This window comes from Rathayibacter caricis DSM 15933 (assembly GCF_003044275.1).
Taxonomy (GTDB): Bacteria; Actinomycetota; Actinomycetes; order Actinomycetales; family Microbacteriaceae; genus Rathayibacter; species Rathayibacter caricis.
In genome coordinates, this window is the sequence record NZ_PZPL01000001.1 from 1,860,669 (window position 1) to 1,878,257 (window position 17,589).

A 17,589-nucleotide genomic window follows, 5' to 3' on the forward strand; every position below is an offset into this window, starting at 1 on the left:
CGGATGCCCGGCGACCGCCGGCCCCCTTCAAGGACTCGTCACCATGACCTCGATCACCCCTTCCTCCGCTGCCCGTTCCTCCGCTGCCCGTTCCTCTTCCGGCCGCCCTTCGCAGCGCCTCCGCCTCGTCGGCAGCGGCGCCCTCGTCGCCGCCGGCTCCGTCGCCCTCGCGCTCGCCGCACCCACCGCGGCGAGCGCGCATGTGAGCGCCACCGCCAGCACCACGGCGGCCGGCGCCTACACGGTCGTCACGTTCTCGCTCGCTCACGGCTGCGAGGGCTCGCCGACCACCGGCCTCACCATCACCATCCCGGACGGGATCAACTCGGTCAGCCCGACCGTGAACCCCAACTGGGAGGTCGTGAAGAACGAGGTCGCCCTCGCCGAGCCGATCACGGACTCGCACGGCGCCTCGGTCACCGAGCGCGTCGCCGATGTCGTCTACACCGCGAAGACCCCGCTCGCCGACGGCTACCGCGACACCGTCTCGCTGCAGCTCCAGCTCCCCGAGGATGCGGAGGGCGAGAGCCTCGCGTTCCCGGTGCTGCAGACCTGCGAGACCGGCTCGACCGCCTGGGACCAGCCGACCGTCGAGGGCGAGGACGAGCCGGAGCTGCCTGCGCCTGTCGTGACCGTGACCGCCGCGGAGGAGGGCGAGGGCCACCACGGCGCCGGCTCCGCTTCGCACGAGGAGGAGGAGACCGCCGCCGCGACCACCGCCTCCTCGACGAGCTCCGCCGGTGGCGCCGACGTCGTCGCCCGCGTCCTCGGCGTCGGCGGCCTCGTCGTCGGCGCCGTCGGAGTCGCGGTCGCGCTCGCCTCGCGCCGTCGCGGACCGAAGGCCTCCGCGTGACGCTGCGCCGCAGCTCCAGCGTCGCCGCCGCGGCGATCCTGCTCGGCCTCGCCGGCTCGGTCGTCGTGGCGGCGCCCGCCAGCGCCCACAACTACCTCGTCTCGAGCACTCCCGCGGCCGACGCGACGCTCACCGAGCAGCCCGGCACCCTGGCCGTCACGACCAACGACGACCTGCTCGTGCTGGGCGACGACGGTCGTGCCGCCGGCCTGCGCGTCACCGGACCCGACGGCCTGTACTACGGCGACGGCTGCGTCACCGTCCTCGGCCCCGAGGCGTCGATGCCGCTCGAGCTCGGTGCGGCCGGCGCGTACGAGGTGACCTGGCAGGTCGTCTCGACCGACGGACACCCGGTGTCGGGCCAGTACTCGTTCGACTGGCAGCCCGCCGCGGGCGTCGCCCTCTCGGAGGGCTCGGAGTCGGTGCCGGACTGCAACGGCACCGTCGACGTCTCGGGGGAGTCCGCGTCCGCCGAGTCCGGCTCGGCCGACGGTTCCGATGACGCCGCCCTCTCGGGAGCCGATGCCGTGCCGATCGGGGACGTGCTGTGGATCGGCGGTGCGCTCGTTGCGGTCGCCCTCGCCGTCGGAGTCACGATGCTGGTGCTGCGCCGACGTCCTCGGGAGTAGCCGCCGCGGCCTGCTGCGCGCGTTCCGGCGTCAGCGCAGCAGGCTCGCCACCGGCCCGCCGTCGAGGTCCGACAGGATCGCGGCGGCGTCGTCGTACACCGCGACGGCGCCCGCTTCGCGCAGCTCGTGCTCGCCGGTGCCGCCCGAGAGGACGGCGACCGTCGCGAGTCCGGCCTTCTCGGCCGCGAGCACGTCCCACGAGGCGTCGCCGATCATGATCGCGTCATCGGGTCCGACCTCCGCGCGCTCGAGCGCGATCGCGATGATCCCGGGGTCGGGCTTCGCCGTGTCCACGTCCTCCCCGCTGGTGACCGCGTGCACCGCGTCGCCCAGATCGAGCACGCGCAGGAGGAGGTCCAGCTCCTCCTGCGGTGCCGACGTCGCGAGGACCACGCGCGCGCCCCGCTCGGCGATCGCCTGCACCAGCTCGCGCGCCCCGGGGAGCAGCACCAGTCGGGGTCCGAGCTCGGCGTAGTTCTTCGCGTGCAGCGTCTTCAGCTGCGTGCGGGTCTGCTCGTCGACGTCGTCGTCGGTCAGCATGCCGATCAGCTCGGACGAGTCGGCGCCGATCGCGCGCTGGATGCGCCAGGCCGGCACCTCGAGGTCGCACTGCCAGAACGCGCGCGCCCACGCCTCGATGTGCAGGAAGTTCGAGTCGACGAGCGTGCCGTCGATGTCGAAGAGCACCGCGGTGGTGCGGGTGACGTGCGTCGTGGTGATGGTGTCGCTCGTGCTGTCTGCCGTCATGCTCGTGTCGTCCTCCGCTGTCGGGTCGTTCGCGCTGTCGTCGTGCTCGCGCTGTCGTCGTCGGCCCGGCGCCGTCACCAGGGGGAGGACGGCACGTTACTCCGGGCGAGAGGCGGGGTGAGACCCCCTTGCGCGACGTCGCCCCGCACGATCGCGTCGAGGATCCGGTCCACCTCGGCGACGCCGTCGGCGTCGGCGGGCAGCAGGAAGCGTCGGTCGCCGAGGTTCACGGACACCGACGTCGGACCGACACTCCAGTGCACCGGACGGGCGCCCTCCGCCTCGGGCAGCAGGCTCGCCCTCCGTCCCCCGTGCAGAGAGCGGATGCGCAGCCGCGCCCCGTGGTCGTGGTGCAGCCGCACCAGCCGCTCGTGGAGCGCAGCGATCACCTCGGCCGGCGGCGGAGGAGGCGATTCGCGCACGGCCTCCCGCAGCGCCTCGTACTCGGGGAGGTCCGTGCGGTCGTCGATCTCGAGGACCGCCGTCAGGTCGATCCCGCCGCGAGTGCCGTCCCAGCCGTCGAGCCGCTGCACGCGCCGCCGACTCCGGTCCGGAACGAGGACTCCCTCGCCGATCGCGAGCCGTGCGCCGAGGACCGTGCGTCCGACCAGCCCGCGGACCACGCCCGCCACCGGTCGAGCGGGCCTCGTCGGCTCGTGGTGCTCCTCCAGTAACCTCGGGCGGACCCCCGGGCTCCGAGGCTCGAGCGCGATCAGCGTCCAGGTCACCCTGTCGCCGACCGCGAACGGCTCCCCGCAGCAGGTCATCGCCCACCCCTCCAGCTCGACGTCGACGAGGTCGTCGTTCACCGCTTCGTCCGCCGGCGCTCCGCCCGTCGCGGCCTCGTCCGTCGCCGTTCCGATCCTCGCTGCCTCGTCGGTCGCCGTTCCGTCCCTCGCTGCTTCGTCCGCCGCCGTTCCGTTCCTCGCCGGTTCGGCGTCGGCCCCGTCGCGCTCGTGGACGGTGTGCTCGCTGATCATCGTTCCCCCGTCGTCATCCAGCTGTCGTCCCACCGGCGTCCCCGCGCCGTCCCCTCAGACCATCGTCACCGATGCGCCTCCTCCGTCGGCGACATCCCGCCGTGCATCCCCTGCCACTCAGAACGGAGGGGGATCGCCGTCGCGCCGCCACTCCGACGCACCCCCGAAGAGCCGTTCCGGCGGCTCCGGTGGTTCCGGTGCGGTCGTGTGGTGTCGTCCGGTGGGGCTGGTGCACTCGAGGACACCGCCCGGATGGTGGTGGACCTGCCAGGTGGTGGTGTGGCGGAGTCGGTGGTGGTGGCGGCAGAGGTGGGCGAGGTTGTCGGCATCGGTGGGTCCGTCGTGCTGCCATTCGACCGTGTGGTCGACGTCGCTGTCGCGGGCGGACCGGGTGCAGCCGGGGAACCGGCAGGTGACGTCGCGGGCGGCGAGGGCCCGGCGGAGGTCGGCGGGGACGCGGTAGGTGGTGCGGCCGACGGAGAGGATCGCTCCGGTCTCGGGGTGGGTGAGGATCCGGGTGAAGGACGGCGCGTCGGCGGCCAGGCGCCGGGCGGTGGCGGGGTCGATGGGGCCGTAGCCGTCGAGGATGCCGGGCTCGTCGGATCGTCCGAGGAGGGTCAGGACGGGAACGGTGACGGAGACCTGCGGGCGGATTCCCCGCAGGATCGCCGTCATCGGCTGCGAAGCGTCGGAGCTCGGCACGGTCTCGCCGTCGAGCAGTAGTGCGGCGGCGACGTCGGCGCGCAACTGCCCGAGGGTCCGTTCCTCGTCGGGGTTCTCGTGCAGGCTGCGGGCGGTTCGGTCGATGCGGTCGAAGGCTCCGTGCGCTTCCGGGGCGGGGAGGTGGAGGCGGAGGGTGGCCATGCCGTCGAGGTCGCCGTCGAGCCAGACGCCGCGGCGGGCGGCGCACCGCGTGTGCCGGTCGGTGAGGGACTCCGGGTGCAGGCGTTCGCGCAGGGAGCGCAGGCGGCGGCGGAGTTGGGGAGGCGTGCAGTCGCGGGCGAGGGCTGCGGCGGCGTCGTCGAAGCGGCCGCGCACGTCGACTGGGAGATCGAGCGCGGCTCGGATGATCACGCGGGCGTGCTCGGGTGCGATCGCGGCCTCGCGGAGGGCGGTGAGCGTCTCGGGCAGCTCGTTGACGAGCATCCGGCTCTCCTCGACGAGGATGCCGGCGAGGGATTCGGAGATCCGCATCCCGGTTGCGATCTCGGCGACGAGCGCGCGCATCGCGGCCTCCTCGCGTTCGACGTGCGCCTGCACGCTCGGATCCACGAGCGCATCCGGGAGCGTCATCGCCGTGCGGCGGGCGAGCTCGATCAGCTCCGCCCGCTCGGCTTCCGCCCGGGCGCGGAACGCGTCGACCGCGCAGGCGGCTCCGACGGCGGCGACGAGGGCGTCGTCGAAGCACTCGCGCACGCTCGGACCACCGCCCGCCGGCCTTGCTTCGACATCCAGAAGAACCATACGAGGATGACACCAGCGACCACCGACACCACAGCCGCAATCGCGCCACGAGGCGGTGGAACGCGCCAGGGAGGGGGCGGAGGTGGGGCTGCTGGTGGACGTGGATCTCGATACGCCCGCTGCGCGGGCTACTCGATCAGCAAGAAGGAGCGCGGGCTGTCCATCAGTAGGAAGGAGCGGGCTGCTCGATCGGCAAGAGGGGCACGGGCTACTCGATCCCTCAGAGGAGCGCGGGCGGGTTGATCAGCGGGGGAGGGAGGGCCGTCTCCGCACCGACCGGAGCGGCACGGCCCGACGCTCTACCGCACCCGCCGCGGCACCGTGAACACCGTCTCGACGCCCGGCGAGTACAGCACCGAGTCCGGAGCCCGCCCCGCGAGCCCCGGGAATCCCGCCTGCTCGAGCAGCCCGTCGTCCAGCGCCAGCAGCTCGGCCCGCTGCAGCGGCCACGGCCTGTGCAGGTTCCGTCCGTACCAGGTCGAACCCAGGTGCGTCTCGTGGTACGCCCAGCGCGAGGTCAGGAACGACGCGAGCGCATCCTCCGCCGCCGACGACTCCGGCGTGGGCCGCACGACGATCCGCGACCGCGCCTCCGGCCGCCCGATCCGCGACGTCTCGTAGACCACCGCGCCGTGGCGGTGCTCGATGCTCATGCGGGCCCACCGGTAGGGCAGCCCGAACACGGCCTGCGCGGTGAGCACAGGGAGCAGGTGGGAGGCGTCGAGCGAGACGAAGACGACTCCGCGGCGGCCCTGGTCGTCGACGGAGTAGAGGCGCACGTTCACCTCGGGGAACGTGCCGAGCCAGGGCACCCTCGGCCCGCCGAGGAACGCGGTGCGCGAGAGGCGGAAGGGGATGAGGCCGACCCAGGAGGAGCCGTCGTGCTCATCCGGTCGGGTGCCGCGGGGCAGGTGCGGCGCCACGAGCGACGCGTCGACCCGCCAGTGCAGGAAGGCGGCCTCGGTCCAGCGCTGGCGGAGGATCCGCGGCCCGCCGAGCGGGGGAGCGGAGCGGGTCAGGGGTTCGAGGGCAGGCACCCGCCCATGGTGGACCTCCGTGCTGCGAACCACCCGCACCGCGACAGCCGGCGCACAGGCTCCCGCCCGGTGCCCTCGGATATGCTGACCGGACGTTCAACCAGAGTCGGCGCCGCGCGCCAGGAACGGTGAGGATCCCCCGATGACCGAGGCCCTGCAGCCGCCTGTCCAGAACGCTCTGTCGCTCACTCCGCCGGAGCCCGTCGCCGCGGTGCCCACGACCTCGGCGCCCTCCATCGCGCCGAAGGTGCCGGAGCAGGCGCTGCCCGGCCTCGAAGCGAAGGTCGACGGCTACCTCGCGTCGCTCCTGCAGTCGGAGGCCCGCAGCCCCGAGTTCGCGGCGAAGGCGAACGACATCCGCACGATGGGCGACGCCGACATCCGCTCGGCCGCCGACTCGTCGAATCGCCTGCTCAAGGCGCCGGTGCGCGCCCTGCAGGAGGGCGGCCTCAGCGAGGGCTCCACCATCGGCAAGACGCTGCTGGAGCTGCGCCGCACGGTCGAGGACCTCGATCCGTCCGAGGACAACGTGCAGAAGAAGATCCTCGGCTTCATCCCGTTCGGCAACAAGATCACCGACTACTTCCGCCGCTACGAGAGCGCGCAGACCCACCTGAACGCCATCATCCAGGCGCTCTACGACGGGCAGGACGAGCTCCGCAAGGACAACGCCGCGCTCAACCTCGAGAAGCAGCACCTCTGGGAGACGATGACGCGTCTCAACGAGTACATCTACGTCGCCGAGCGCCTCGACGTGAAGCTGTCGGCCAAGATCGCCGAGCTCGACGCGACCGACCCCGACCGCGCCCGTGCTCTGCGCGAGGACGTCCTCTTCTACGCGCGCCAGAAGCACCAGGACCTGCTGACCCAGCTGGCCGTGTCGATCCAGGGCTACCTCGCGATCGACGTGGTCATCAAGAACAACGTCGAGCTGATCAAGGGCGTCGACCGCGCGACCACGACCACGGTCTCGGCGCTCCGCACCGCGGTCATCGTGGCGCAGGCGCTCGCCAACCAGCGGCTCGTGCTCGACCAGATCACGGCGCTGAACACGACCACCTCGAACATGATCGAGGCGACGTCGCGGATGCTCGCCGAGCAGTCCGCGAACATCCAGTCGCAGGCCGCATCGGCGACCGTCGGGCTGCCGCAGCTGCAGGCCGCGTTCGCGAACATCTACCAGACCATGGACTCGATCTCGGACTTCAAGATCAAGGCGCTGGACAGCATGGCCCAGACGGTGGGCGTGCTGCAGACCGAGACCGCGAAGGCCGGCGAGTACGTGGAGCGGGCCCGCCGCAGCAACGCCGACATCGACGCGACGTCCTCGCTCGATCTCGGCCGCTAGGGGACGGGATGGGCTGGCTGTCGCGCCTGTTCGGCGGCTCCGATCCGGCGCCCGCGGAGACGGCCCCGGCGCTCCCGGCCGCGCCGACGAGCGACGACATCCTCGCCGCGCTCGACCGGGTGAAGGCCGAGACGGAGGGGCGGGTCGCCCCGTTCGTCGCGGCGCGCATCCGCCGGATCGACGAGACCGTGCGCGAGATGGTGCCCCGGCTCGACCGCCTCGGCGGCATGAGCCAGCAGGGCCACACCGTCGTCGCGACCGCCACCAGCTACCTGCCGGAGGCGGTGGAGGGCTACCTCCGCCTGCCCCGCGACTTCGCCGACCGTCGCGCCGTCCACAAGGGGAAGACCTCGCTGATGATCCTGACCGACCAGCTCGACATCCTCGGAGGGACGCTCGACCGCATCTCGGACGCCGTCTCGCGCCAGGACGCGTCGGCGCTGATCGCGCACGGGCAGTTCCTGGCCGACAAGTTCGCGGAGTCGTCGCTCGGCGGCAACCCGCTCGAGGGCGGTCCGGTGGGCGGCGGCTCCACCGCGCCGGCCGGTCCGCAGCAGAGCGGCCCGCTGACCCCGCCGAGCGCCTCGTGACCGCGCTCGTCCCGGCGCTCGACGCCCTCGTGCTCGCCGGCTCCGCGGCCGGACTCGACGCCGCCGCCGTGCGCGACGAGGGCGCCCGCCTCGCGGCCGCCGTCGCCGAGTCGATCACCGGAGCCGGCCCCGACTGGCTCGAGGCGACCGGCACGTCCGGCGGGCTCGAGTCCTTCTTCACCGCCGCTTCGAGCGCCCGCCGCTGGCGCAGCGGCCCGACCGACCACCTCGCCGCCCTCGTGCGCGCCGGGTCCGACCACGCACCCGCCTATGCGCGGGCGCTCACCGAGGTCGTCTCGGCCGCCAGCGCGCTCGGTGACCCCGGCATCGGAGGCATCGCCTCGGCGTCCGCGACCGCCGCGGCCCAGCTCGCGGCGATCCCGCAGCGGGAGGCGCCCCGCGCGCCCCGCGCACCGGCCGCACCCGCCGCACCGAGCGACTCCCTCTTCCCCGCCCCCGACCTGCTCCCGCAGGGCGTCCCCGGAGTCGACGAGATCCTCGCGCGCCTGCGCCGCACCGAGCACGACGGACCGCAGGACGATCCGGGCGGACCGGCCGCGGCCGCCCCCTCCGCGTCCCCCGTCGCCCAGGAGGAGCCCGAGGAGCTCCCTCCGCCCGAGTCGATCGACGACCTCATGGCCGAGCTCGACGCCCTGATCGGCCTCGACCGGGTGAAGAGCGAGATCAAGCGGCAGACGCAGCTGCTCCGGATCGACACGCTGCGGCAGGCGGCCGGGCTCTCCACTCCGACCCTCACGCGCCACCTCGTCTTCACCGGCAACCCCGGTACCGGCAAGACCACCGTCGCCCGCCTCGTCTCGCGCATCTACCGCTCGCTCGGGATCCTCTCGAAGGGCGTGCTCGTCGAGGTCGACCGCTCGGAGCTGGTCGCCGGCTACCTGGGGCAGACGGCCACCAAGACCGCCGAGGTCATCGCGTCGGCCCGCGGCGGCGTGCTCTTCATCGACGAGGCCTACGCGCTCGCGCTCGACCAGTACGGCGCCGAGGCGGTCACGACCCTGGTGAAGGACATGGAGGACCACCGCGGCGATCTGGTCGTCATCGTGGCGGGCTACTCCGGGCCCATGCAGGGCTTCCTCGACACCAACCCCGGCCTCGCCAGCCGCTTCTCGACCACGATCGACTTCGCCGACTACACCGACGACGAGCTGTCGGCGATCTTCGCGCGCCTGGCCTCGTCGGCCGATTTCGAGCCGACGGAGGAGGCGGTCGCCGCGTTCGCCGAGCTCGCGTCCGCGCAGCAGCGCACCGAGGCGTTCGGCAACGGCCGCTGGGTGCGCAACGTGCTCGACGCCGCCATCGCGCGCCACGCCTGGCGCCTGCGCGACGTCGAGGAGCCGACGCTCGACGACCTGCGGATCCTGCAGCCCGAGGACATCACCGAGAGCGCGGAGGCCGCGGAGGAGACCCCCGCACTCGACGCCCCGACGACGGAGGAGACCGCATGAGCACCGCGCCCGCCGCCCGCCCCGCCGCCGCGCCCCCGCAGCAGGCTCCGGCGCCACCGCTCGTGCAGATCGCGAACCACCCCGCCGCGAAGAAGCCGTCGCTCCTCGTCCGCGCCACCTCCACCACTCCGCGCCTGTTCCGCACGCTCCTGGTCCTCACCGCGCTCGCCGCCGTGCTGTTCGGGCTCTTCGCCCAGCAGACCGGGGCGCTGCAGGCCCGCGCGGCCGCCGAGGCCCGGGCGCAGTCGGCGCAGCTCGTCGGCGTGCAGGAGGTCCGGAACCTCCTGGTCGACGCCAACGCCGTCGCGGCCAACACGTTCCTCGTGGGCGGTCTCGAACCGGCGGAGCAGCGGCAGCGCTACTCGACGAGCCTCGCCGAGGCGACGTCGCAGCTGACCGACCTCGCCGCGGCCGAGCCTGCCGACGCGCCGCTGCTCGCGACCGTCGCCACGAAGGTCGCCGTCTACAGCGGCCTCGTCGAGCAGGCCCGGGCCAACAACCGCCAGGGCTTCCCGGTGGGCTCGGCCTACCTCGACCAGGCGTCGGCGCAGCTGACCGACGCCGACGACGGGATCCTGGAGGATCTCGAGTCGCTCGTCTCCCAGGGCGCCGACCGGGTCGCGAGCGCCTACGACACGGTCCGCTTCAGCGTCCTGCTGATGATCGGCTCCCTCGTGATGCTGCTGGTGCTGATCGCCGCGCAGATCGCGCTCGCGCGGCGCACGCACCGCTACCTCAACCGGCCGCTCGCGACCGCGACCGGGCTGCTCCTGCTGCTCGGCATCGCCGGCACCGGGGTCTACGGAGTCGCGGCCTCGAACGCCGCGACGGTGCGCTCCGAGAGCTACCGCGCCACCCTCGCCGTCTCGCAGGCGCTCACCGCCGCGACCGACGCGAAGTCGCTCGAGAGCTTCACCCTGATCAAGCGCGGCTCCGGGGCTGCCCTCGAGGCCGACTTCCAGGAGGCGGCGACCGAGGCCGAGCGCCAGCTCCAGCGGGGCATCGGGAGCGGGATCGTCGACGGGTCGCTGCTCGGCGAGCTGCAGTCCTGGCTGACCCTGCACGACGGCATCCGGAAGGCCTACGACGAGGGGCGGTGGGACGAGGCGGTCGCCCTCGCCGTCGACACGAAGGACGGCTCAGCCAACGCCGCGTTCACCGCGTTCCAGGCCGACGCCCGCGAGACGGTCCGCACCGACGCCGCCACCGCGTCCTCGACGCTGGGGGAGTGGAGCTCCATCTCCTCGCTCACCTCGTGGGTCCTGCTGGCCGCGGGGCTCGTGGGGGCCGTCCTCGCCTGGCGAGGCCTCTCGCAGCGACTGGAGGAGTACCGATGAACCGGATCCGCACCGCGGCCCTCGCGCTCGTCACGGCGGCGGTCCTCGCCGTCTCGGGCTGCACCACGGGAGCCGACGACCTCGGCACGCTCGTGTCGGCGCCGGCCGAGACCGCCACTCCCGCGCCGACCACGACCGCCGCGCCGCCGACCGCGGACTGCACGCCGTCGGCCACCACCTCCTACGCCCCCACGGGTGTCACCGACAGCGCGACGCTCACCGAGATCCGCGACCGCGGGTCGCTCCGGGTCGGCGTCTCGGCCGACACCCTCCTGATGAGCGCGCGCAACCCGCTCACCGGCACGATCGAGGGCTTCGACATCGACATCGCCCGCGAGATCGCCCGCGCGATCCTCGGCAGCCCCGACGCGATCACTTACGTCGTCATCACCTCGGCGCAGCGCCTCCCCGCGCTCACCGGCGGCGAGGGCGCGCCCCAGGTCGACCTGGTGGCCCGCACGCTGACCATGACCTGCGACCGCTGGAGCACGATCGCGTTCTCCTCCGAGTACTACGGAGCGGGTCTGAAGCTGCTCGTCTCGGCGAGCAGCGACGCGACCAGCATCCAGGACCTCGAGGCGGCCGACGAGCCGCAGCAGGTCTGCGCCCCGCGCGCGACCACGACGCTCAGCCGGCTCGAGAACGAGTACCCGGGAGTGGAGGCGGTGGCCGCCGACACGCACACGCAGTGTCTCGCGCTGTTCCAGGAGGGATCCGTCGACGCGATCGCGGGCGACGACACGATCCTCGCGGGCTTCGTCGCGCAGGACCCCTACGCGAAGGTCATCGGCGAGCCGCTGAGCTCCGAGCCGTACGGCCTGGGCATGGCGGCCGACGACGTCGACTTCGTGCGCTTCGTGAACGGCGCGCTCGACTCCCTCCGCTCGGACGGCCGCTGGCAGAGCATCTACGACCGCTGGCTGGGCGAGCTCGGCGAGGCCGCGCCGCCCGAGCCGGTCTACGGGCGATGACGACGGGCGCCGGAGTCGCGGAGGGCACGCCGGTCGCGCCGGGCCGCCTGGGCGAGGCGATCCCGCAGCGCGAGCTGTTCGAGTACCTGGCGCAGCTGACCCGCTGGCTGGACCGCACGGGCCGTGAGCTGACCCGGTTGGATGCGGCGGCGCTCGCGTCCCCGCAGGCCGACAGCTACACCTCCGACATCGTGCTCGCCCAGTCGCTGCGCGAATCGGTCACGCGGCGGCTCGCCGAGCTCGAGACCGTCTGGGACTCGGGACGGGTCGACTCCGTCGCCCGGGAGCGGATGTCGCAGCTCATCTGGGGACGCCTCGACGCGGCGAGCGGGCGCGGCGGGAGTGCGGCGGTCTCCCTCGTCGAGGCCGTGCGCCTCTGCGACGCGGTCGTGGGGCAGCTGAAGTCGCGACTCGAGCTCGACCCGAGCGGCACCGACACCGCGGGACGCATCGTGGGCGTCCGCGCCGAGATCGAGCGCTGCCGCGATCTCACGCAGGACGCGCGCGGAGTGGTCGACCGTCCCGCCGCGCAGCGCGTCGCCGTGCTGCGCTCGCGCCTGGACGCGCTGGCCGAGAAGGCGGGCAGGGGAGCCGACGTGTCGGGTCCGCTCGGACAGCTCGAGAGCGACTCCGCCCGCCTCGAGCGCGACCTGATCATCGCCGCGTCGCAGCGCCGCGGGCTCGAGCGCGACCGGCAGCGCGCCCGCGAGCTGGCCGAGGCTGCCGAGCGCCGCGAGACGCCGCTCCGGGAACTGGTCGCGCGCTGCCGGCGCGAGATCGCGGATCCGCCCCGACTCGCCGTGCCCGATGTCTCGCGCCTCGGCGAAGCGCCCGCGGACCGCGACGGGCTGGACGAGTACCTCGGCCGCCTCACCGCGGTCGGGCGGGCGTTCGACGCCGTCGAGGCGGCCTACACGTCTCCGCTGCGCGAGCGGGCCGCGCTCGGCTTCCGGCTGCGGGCGCTCCGCGAGCGCGCCGCAGCGAACGGCCGCGCCGCCACCGCCGTCGGACGCGCCGCCGAGGAGGAGGTGCGCGCCGCGCTGGAGGCGGTGCCCTGCTCCGTCCCGCTCGCCCGTCACTTCGTCGAGCAGTACGACGTCGTCACCCGAGATCTGCCGCACCACCGGAAGGCCACCCCATGAACGGCGAACCCTGCACCGCGACTCCGGGCTGCACCGGGACGATCGAGGACGGCTACTGCAACGTCTGCGGATCCCCGCCCCCGGAAGGCGGCGCCGGACCGGCCGCCTCGACGCCGACCGCACGACGAGCTGCCCCGACCGCGGCTCCCGCCACCGCGTCCGCCGCCTTCGGCACCGGGTTCGTCGAGGGCTCCCCGAACGCCTCCGCCCCCGTCGGATCGAGCATCGAGGAGGCGGCGACCGCGCGCAGCGGACGCACCTCCTCCGCCCGCCTCGCGACCGCCGCGCTCGGCTCCGCCCGCACCGCGCAGACCGGCTCCAAGGTGACCCGCCGCGTCGGCACCACCTCGACGCGTCTGCGCGGACCGCGGCTGGGCGCCGGTCTGACCACCGTGCCCTCGCGCCCCGCCGCCGACCCGATGGCCGCGCTGATGACGGAGGCGGTGCTCCCGGAGCGCAAGCGCTTCTGCTCGAACTGCGGCACCGCTGTGGGCCGCGGCCGCGACGGCAAGCCGGGCCGCACCGAGGGCTTCTGCCCCAACTGCCGCACCCCGTTCTCGTTCACCCCGCAGCTGCAGAAGGGCGACGTGGTCGGCGGGCAGTACGAGGTCGTCGGCTGCCTCGCCTACGGCGGACTCGGCTGGATCTACCTCGCTCGCGACCGCAACGTCTCGGGGCGCTGGGTGGTGCTGAAGGGCCTGCTCAACTCGGGCGACCCGGACGCGTACGCCGCGGCGGTCACCGAGCGGCAGTTCCTCGCCGAGGTGGAGCATCCGCTGATCGTCGAGATCTACAACTTCGTGCTGCACGAGGGCGCCGGCTACATCGTGATGGAGTACGTCGGCGGCCCGAGCCTCAAGCAGATCCTCAAGGAGCGGCTGGAGGCGAACGGCGGCAGCGCCGATCCGCTGCCCGTCGACCAGGCGCTCGCGTTCGTGCTCGAGGTGATGCCCGCCTTCGCGTACCTGCACGACCACGGACTGCTCTACTGCGACTTCAAGCCCGACAACATGATCCAGGTGGGCGACCAGGTGAAGCTGATCGACCTCGGCGGGGTGCGCCGCGCCGACGACGACGCCTCCGCGATCTACGGCACCGTCGGCTACCAGGCGCCGGAGGTGCCCGAGGTCGGCCCGTCGATCGCGTCCGACGTGTACACGATCGGACGCACGCTCGCCTCGCTGGTACTGGACTTCCGCGGGAACCAGACGACGTACGTCGCGTCCCTCCCGCCGGTGTCCGAGACGCCGCTGTTCCAGCGCTACGACTCCTTCTACCGGCTCGTCGCGAAGGCGTGCGCGCCGGATCCGCAGGACCGGTTCGCGACGGTCGACGAGATGCGCGGGCAGCTGCTGGGGGTCCTCCGCGAGGTGGTCGCGACCGACCGCGGACCCGGGCACCCGTCGCTGCACTCGACCGAGTCGGCGCTCTTCGAGGCGCCGGTCGCCGACGTGGTCGACCGCCCGCTGCCCTGGGACGCGCTGCCGCTGCTGAAGATCGACGAGTCCGACGCTGCGAAGGCGTGGCTCGCGGGGGTGAACGTCGCCGACCCGATCGTGCGCCTGCGCGCGCTCGCACTCGCTCCGACCGTCACCGTCGAGGTGCGGCTCGCCCGGGCCCGCGCCGCGATCGAGGCCGAGCGGTGGGACGAGGTGTCGCGCGCGACGGGCGAGATCCTGGCGGAGGACCCGTGGGAGTGGCGGGCCGTGTGGATGAGCGGTCTCGCGCAGCTCGCGCACGGCGACCACCTCGGCGCCCGCGCCTCCTTCAACACCGTGTACGGGCAGGTGCCCGGCGAGTTGGCGCCGAAGCTGGCGCTCGCGGCGGCGTGCGAGTCGAGCGGCGAGCCCGAGGTGGCGGAGTCGCTCTACGTGATCTGCGCACGCTCGGACGCGAACTACACGGCCCCCGCCGCCTTCGGCCTCGCCCGGGTGCGGCAGGAGCGCGGCGACCTCGACGGGGCACTCGACGCGCTCGACATCGTCACCCCGACCCGCTCCTCGTTCCTCGACGCCCGCCGGCGCCGGGCCGAGCTGCTCGCCGAGTCGGGCCGCGGACTGCCCTCGCTCTCGGCCGCGCTGTCGAGCGTCGACTCCCTCGCGATCGACCCGCGCACCCGGCTCGAGCTGACCACCGGGGTGCTGGAGTCGGCGCTGGAGCTGGTGCGGCGCGACGGACCCGCCGAGGGGGCGATGCTCGGCACGGTGGAGGCGACCGAGCCGGCGATCCGCGACGGGCTCGAGGCGTCCTACCGGGCGCTCGCCGCATCCACCCGGGAGCGCGAGCAGCGACTCGAGCTGGTCGACAAGGCGAACGCGGTGCGCCGCTGGACGATGACGTGAGCGGGGGAGAGCTCTCCACTCCGTGCCCCGTCTGCGGCGAGCCGGTCACGGCCGGGGACGCCTTCTGCGAGGCGTGCGGAGCGACGCTGATCGTCGCGGCCGCCGCGCCCGCGCCGCCCCCCGCCGTCGAGGGCACCCGCGCCGCCTGCGTCTTCTGCGGAGGAGCCGTCGCCGACGACGGCTACTGCGAGCAGTGCGGCCAGCGGGCTCCGACCGAGCGCGAGCACTGGGCCGAGGCGCCGCATCCGCTCGTCGGAGGCGTCTGCGACCGCGGGATCCGGCACGCGGCCAACGAGGACGCGATGGCGATCGGCGCTGTGGCGGCCGAGGACGGCGCCCTGCGCACGGCGCTCCTCGTCGTCTGCGACGGCGTCTCGTCGACCCCCGACTCCGACACCGCGTCCCTCGCCGCGGCCCGTGCCGCCCTGAGCGCGCTGCAGGCCGAGGTCGGCGGCGGGGCGCGCGGTGCCGAGCGCTGGGGGGCGCTGCTGCAGATGGCGACGGCGCGCGCCTCCGGAGCGATCGACGCGGCCGTGCCGGAGAAGCGCGACAACCCGCCGTCGTGCACGTTCACGGCTGCGATCCTCGAGGGGTCGCTGCTGGTCACCGGGAACGTCGGCGACAGCCGCTGCTACTGGCTCCCCGACGCGGGAGCCCCGCGGCAGCTCACCGTCGACGACTCGTGGGCCCAGGAGCAGATCGCGTCCGGGATGAGCCGCGCCGAGGCCGAGACCTCGCCGGACGCCCACGCGATCACCCGCTGGCTCGGTGCCGACGCGCACGACGAGGAGCCGCGGCTGTCGACCACGGTGCTCGACGAGCCCGGCTGGGTGCTCGCGTGCTCGGACGGACTGTGGAACTACGCCTCGCCCGCCGAGGACCTCGCCGGGGTGCTGCACGACGCCGAGCAGCGCGTCGGGAGCGATCCGGTGACGCTCGCCGAGGCGCTCGTCGCGTGGGCCAACGCGCAGGGCGGGCACGACAACATCACGGCGGCTCTGGCGCGCTTCGAGGTGACTGCGGAGTAGCGGGTCCGTCCAGTCGGCCGAGGGTCGTCTGGACGAATCCGTCACTCCGTCGCCGGGCGCGGTCCCTACGCTCGACCCCATGAGCCTCGCCGAGTCCCGCACCGAGCTGTCCATCGTCGGCCACTGGATCGACGGGGCGCCCTCCGCCTCCTCGTCCGGTCGGACCGCGCCCGTCTACGACCCGGCGCTGGGAGTCGTGAGCCGCGAGGTCGCGCTCGCCGACGCCGCCGAGATCGACGCGGCCGTCGCCTCCGCCAAGGCGGCCTTCCCGGCCTGGCGCGACACGTCGCTGGCGAAGCGGCAGCAGATCCTGTTCCGGTTCCGCGAGCTGCTGGAGTCGAAGAAGGGCGAGCTGGCCGAGATCATCACGTCGGAGCACGGCAAGGTCGTGTCGGACGCGATGGGCGAGATCACGCGCGGCCAGGAGGTCGTCGAGTTCGCTACGACGCTGGCGCACCACCTGAAGGGGGAGTACTCCGAGCAGGTCTCGACCGGCGTCGACGTGTACTCGACGAAGCAGCCGCTGGGCGTCGTCGGGATCATCTCTCCGTTCAACTTCCCGGCCATGGTGCCGATGTGGTTCTTCCCGATCGCGATCGCGGCGGGCAACACGGTCGTCGTGAAGCCGTCCGAGAAGGACCCGTCGGCGGCGATCTGGCTCGGAGCGCTCTGGAAGGAGGCCGGCCTGCCCGACGGCGTGTACACCGTGCTCAACGGCGACAAGGTCGCGGTGGACGGACTGCTGGAGCACCCGGACGTCCGCTCGATCTCGTTCGTGGGATCGACTCCGATCGCGCAGTACGTGTACGAGACCGGCACCAAGCACGGCAAGCGCGTGCAGGCCCTCGGTGGGGCGAAGAACCACATGCTGGTGCTGCCGGACGCGGATCTCGACCTGGTGGCCGACTCCGCCATCAACGCGGGCTTCGGCTCCGCGGGGGAGCGTTGCATGGCGATCTCGGTCGTGGTCGCGGTCGAGCCGGTGGCGGACGAGTTGATCTCGAAGATCCAGGACCGGGCGTCGCAGCTGCGCATCGGCGACGGGCGCCGCGGCTGCGACATGGGGCCCCTCGTGACGGAGCAGCACCGCGACAAGGTCGCGTCGTACATCGCGATCGCGGAGGAGGACGGGGCCGAGGTGGTCGTGGACGGTCGTGGCATCGAGGTCGACGGCGATGCGAACGGGTTCTGGCTGGGCCCGACGCTGCTGGACAAGGTGCCGACGACGTCGCGGGCGTACACGGAGGAGATCTTCGGGCCGGTGCTGTCGATCGTGCGCGTGCAGTCGTACGAGGAGGGCGTGGCGCTGATCAACGCGGGCGCGTTCGGCAACGGCACGGCGATCTTCACGAACGACGGAGGGGCGGCCCGCCGCTTCCAGAACGAGGTCCAGGTGGGCATGATCGGCATCAACGTGCCGATCCCGGTCCCGGTGGCGACGTTCTCGTTCGGCGGCTGGAAGTCGTCGCTGTTCGGCGACACCAAGGCCCACGGCGCGGAGGGGGTGCGCTTCTTCACGCAGCAGAAGGCGATCACCAGCCGCTGGCTCGACCCGTCGCACGGCGGCATCAACCTCGGCTTCCCGCAGAACTGAGCTGCGCAGCGGGCGTATCGAGACCCCCGTCACCAGGAGGGTGGATCTCGATACGCCC

General features: G+C 73.4%; 15 protein-coding genes. 11 read left to right on the plus strand and 4 right to left on the minus strand.

Features of this window, described 5'->3' with window-relative positions; translation table 11 throughout:
* Positions 1-43: 43 nt before the first annotated feature.
* Positions 44-853, plus strand: a complete 810-nt coding sequence (locus tag C1I63_RS08570) for a YcnI family copper-binding membrane protein (protein ID WP_107574518.1) — start codon at positions 44-46, stop codon at positions 851-853.
* Positions 850-1,482 (plus strand): copper resistance CopC family protein, encoded by a 633-nt coding sequence (locus tag C1I63_RS08575; RefSeq protein WP_146168414.1) that lies wholly within the window; start codon positions 850-852, stop codon positions 1,480-1,482. The genes C1I63_RS08570 and C1I63_RS08575 overlap by 4 nt, the downstream gene beginning before the upstream one ends.
* A 30-nt stretch (positions 1,483-1,512) precedes the next feature.
* Here the strand turns inward: C1I63_RS08575 and C1I63_RS08580 are convergent, their stop codons facing one another.
* The 4 genes from C1I63_RS08580 to C1I63_RS08595 form a co-directional block, all read right to left on the minus strand.
* On the minus strand, positions 1,513-2,229 hold the full coding sequence (locus C1I63_RS08580) for an HAD family hydrolase (RefSeq protein ID WP_107575795.1): 717 nt from the start codon (positions 2,227-2,229) through the stop codon (positions 1,513-1,515).
* A 74-nt stretch (positions 2,230-2,303) separates the two neighbouring features.
* Complete coding sequence (locus C1I63_RS08585) at positions 2,304-3,209, minus strand: DUF6578 domain-containing protein (RefSeq protein WP_107574519.1); 906 nt, start codon at positions 3,207-3,209, stop codon at positions 2,304-2,306.
* A 117-nt stretch (positions 3,210-3,326) separates the two neighbouring features.
* Entirely contained in the window at positions 3,327-4,625 is a 1,299-nt protein-coding gene (locus tag C1I63_RS08590; protein ID WP_170116356.1) for an HNH endonuclease signature motif containing protein, read from the minus strand.
* 347 nt (positions 4,626-4,972) lie between these two features.
* Complete coding sequence (locus tag C1I63_RS08595) at positions 4,973-5,710, minus strand: YqjF family protein (RefSeq protein WP_244907011.1); 738 nt, start codon at positions 5,708-5,710, stop codon at positions 4,973-4,975.
* A gap of 142 nt (positions 5,711-5,852) precedes the next feature.
* Here C1I63_RS08595 and C1I63_RS08600 point away from each other — a divergent pair, with 142 nt between their 5' ends.
* From C1I63_RS08600 to C1I63_RS08640, 9 genes are all read left to right on the plus strand, one after another.
* Positions 5,853-7,058 (plus strand): toxic anion resistance protein, encoded by a 1,206-nt coding sequence (locus tag C1I63_RS08600; RefSeq protein WP_055786676.1) that lies wholly within the window; start codon positions 5,853-5,855, stop codon positions 7,056-7,058.
* 8 nt (positions 7,059-7,066) lie between these two features.
* The gene (locus C1I63_RS08605; RefSeq protein WP_211315601.1) at positions 7,067-7,648 is read left to right on the plus strand and encodes a hypothetical protein; all 582 of its coding nucleotides are present in this window, start codon (positions 7,067-7,069) and stop codon (positions 7,646-7,648) included.
* Positions 7,645-9,117, plus strand: coding sequence for an AAA family ATPase (locus tag C1I63_RS08610; RefSeq protein WP_107574521.1), 1,473 nt, complete (start codon positions 7,645-7,647; stop codon positions 9,115-9,117). Before C1I63_RS08605 ends, C1I63_RS08610 begins: the two co-directional genes overlap by 4 nt.
* Positions 9,114-10,454, plus strand: coding sequence for a hypothetical protein (locus tag C1I63_RS08615; RefSeq protein WP_107574522.1), 1,341 nt, complete (start codon positions 9,114-9,116; stop codon positions 10,452-10,454). The genes C1I63_RS08610 and C1I63_RS08615 overlap by 4 nt, the downstream gene beginning before the upstream one ends.
* Positions 10,451-11,425, plus strand: a complete 975-nt coding sequence (locus C1I63_RS08620; protein ID WP_107574523.1) for a glutamate ABC transporter substrate-binding protein — start codon at positions 10,451-10,453, stop codon at positions 11,423-11,425. The genes C1I63_RS08615 and C1I63_RS08620 overlap by 4 nt, the downstream gene beginning before the upstream one ends.
* Entirely contained in the window at positions 11,422-12,567 is a 1,146-nt protein-coding gene (locus tag C1I63_RS08625) for a coiled-coil domain-containing protein (RefSeq protein WP_107574524.1), read from the plus strand. Before C1I63_RS08620 ends, C1I63_RS08625 begins: the two co-directional genes overlap by 4 nt.
* Entirely contained in the window at positions 12,564-14,909 is a 2,346-nt protein-coding gene (locus tag C1I63_RS08630; RefSeq protein ID WP_107574525.1) for a serine/threonine-protein kinase, read from the plus strand. The genes C1I63_RS08625 and C1I63_RS08630 overlap by 4 nt, the downstream gene beginning before the upstream one ends.
* Entirely contained in the window at positions 14,906-15,937 is a 1,032-nt protein-coding gene (locus C1I63_RS08635) for a protein phosphatase 2C domain-containing protein (protein ID WP_107574526.1), read from the plus strand. Before C1I63_RS08630 ends, C1I63_RS08635 begins: the two co-directional genes overlap by 4 nt.
* Before the next feature lie 79 nt (positions 15,938-16,016).
* Entirely contained in the window at positions 16,017-17,531 is a 1,515-nt protein-coding gene (locus tag C1I63_RS08640; protein ID WP_107574527.1) for a CoA-acylating methylmalonate-semialdehyde dehydrogenase, read from the plus strand.
* Positions 17,532-17,589: the final 58 nt, after the last annotated feature.

What these genes read in the sequence shown, in the direction of transcription:
- C1I63_RS08580 (WP_107575795.1), bottom strand. Translation starts at nt 2,229, where the DNA reads ATGACGGCAGACAGCACGAGCGACACCATCACCACGACGCACGTCACC.
- C1I63_RS08615 (WP_107574522.1), top strand. Translation starts at nt 9,114, where the DNA reads ATGAGCACCGCGCCCGCCGCCCGCCCCGCCGCCGCGCCCCCGCAGCAG.
- C1I63_RS08600 (WP_055786676.1), top strand. Translation starts at nt 5,853, where the DNA reads ATGACCGAGGCCCTGCAGCCGCCTGTCCAGAACGCTCTGTCGCTCACT.
- C1I63_RS08630 (WP_107574525.1), top strand. Translation starts at nt 12,564, where the DNA reads ATGAACGGCGAACCCTGCACCGCGACTCCGGGCTGCACCGGGACGATC.
- C1I63_RS08640 (WP_107574527.1), top strand. Translation starts at nt 16,017, where the DNA reads ATGAGCCTCGCCGAGTCCCGCACCGAGCTGTCCATCGTCGGCCACTGG.
- C1I63_RS08625 (WP_107574524.1), top strand. Translation starts at nt 11,422, where the DNA reads ATGACGACGGGCGCCGGAGTCGCGGAGGGCACGCCGGTCGCGCCGGGC.
- C1I63_RS08585 (WP_107574519.1), bottom strand. Translation starts at nt 3,209, where the DNA reads ATGATCAGCGAGCACACCGTCCACGAGCGCGACGGGGCCGACGCCGAA.
- C1I63_RS08620 (WP_107574523.1), top strand. Translation starts at nt 10,451, where the DNA reads ATGAACCGGATCCGCACCGCGGCCCTCGCGCTCGTCACGGCGGCGGTC.
- C1I63_RS08570 (WP_107574518.1), top strand. Translation starts at nt 44, where the DNA reads ATGACCTCGATCACCCCTTCCTCCGCTGCCCGTTCCTCCGCTGCCCGT.
- C1I63_RS08605 (WP_211315601.1), top strand. Translation starts at nt 7,067, where the DNA reads ATGGGCTGGCTGTCGCGCCTGTTCGGCGGCTCCGATCCGGCGCCCGCG.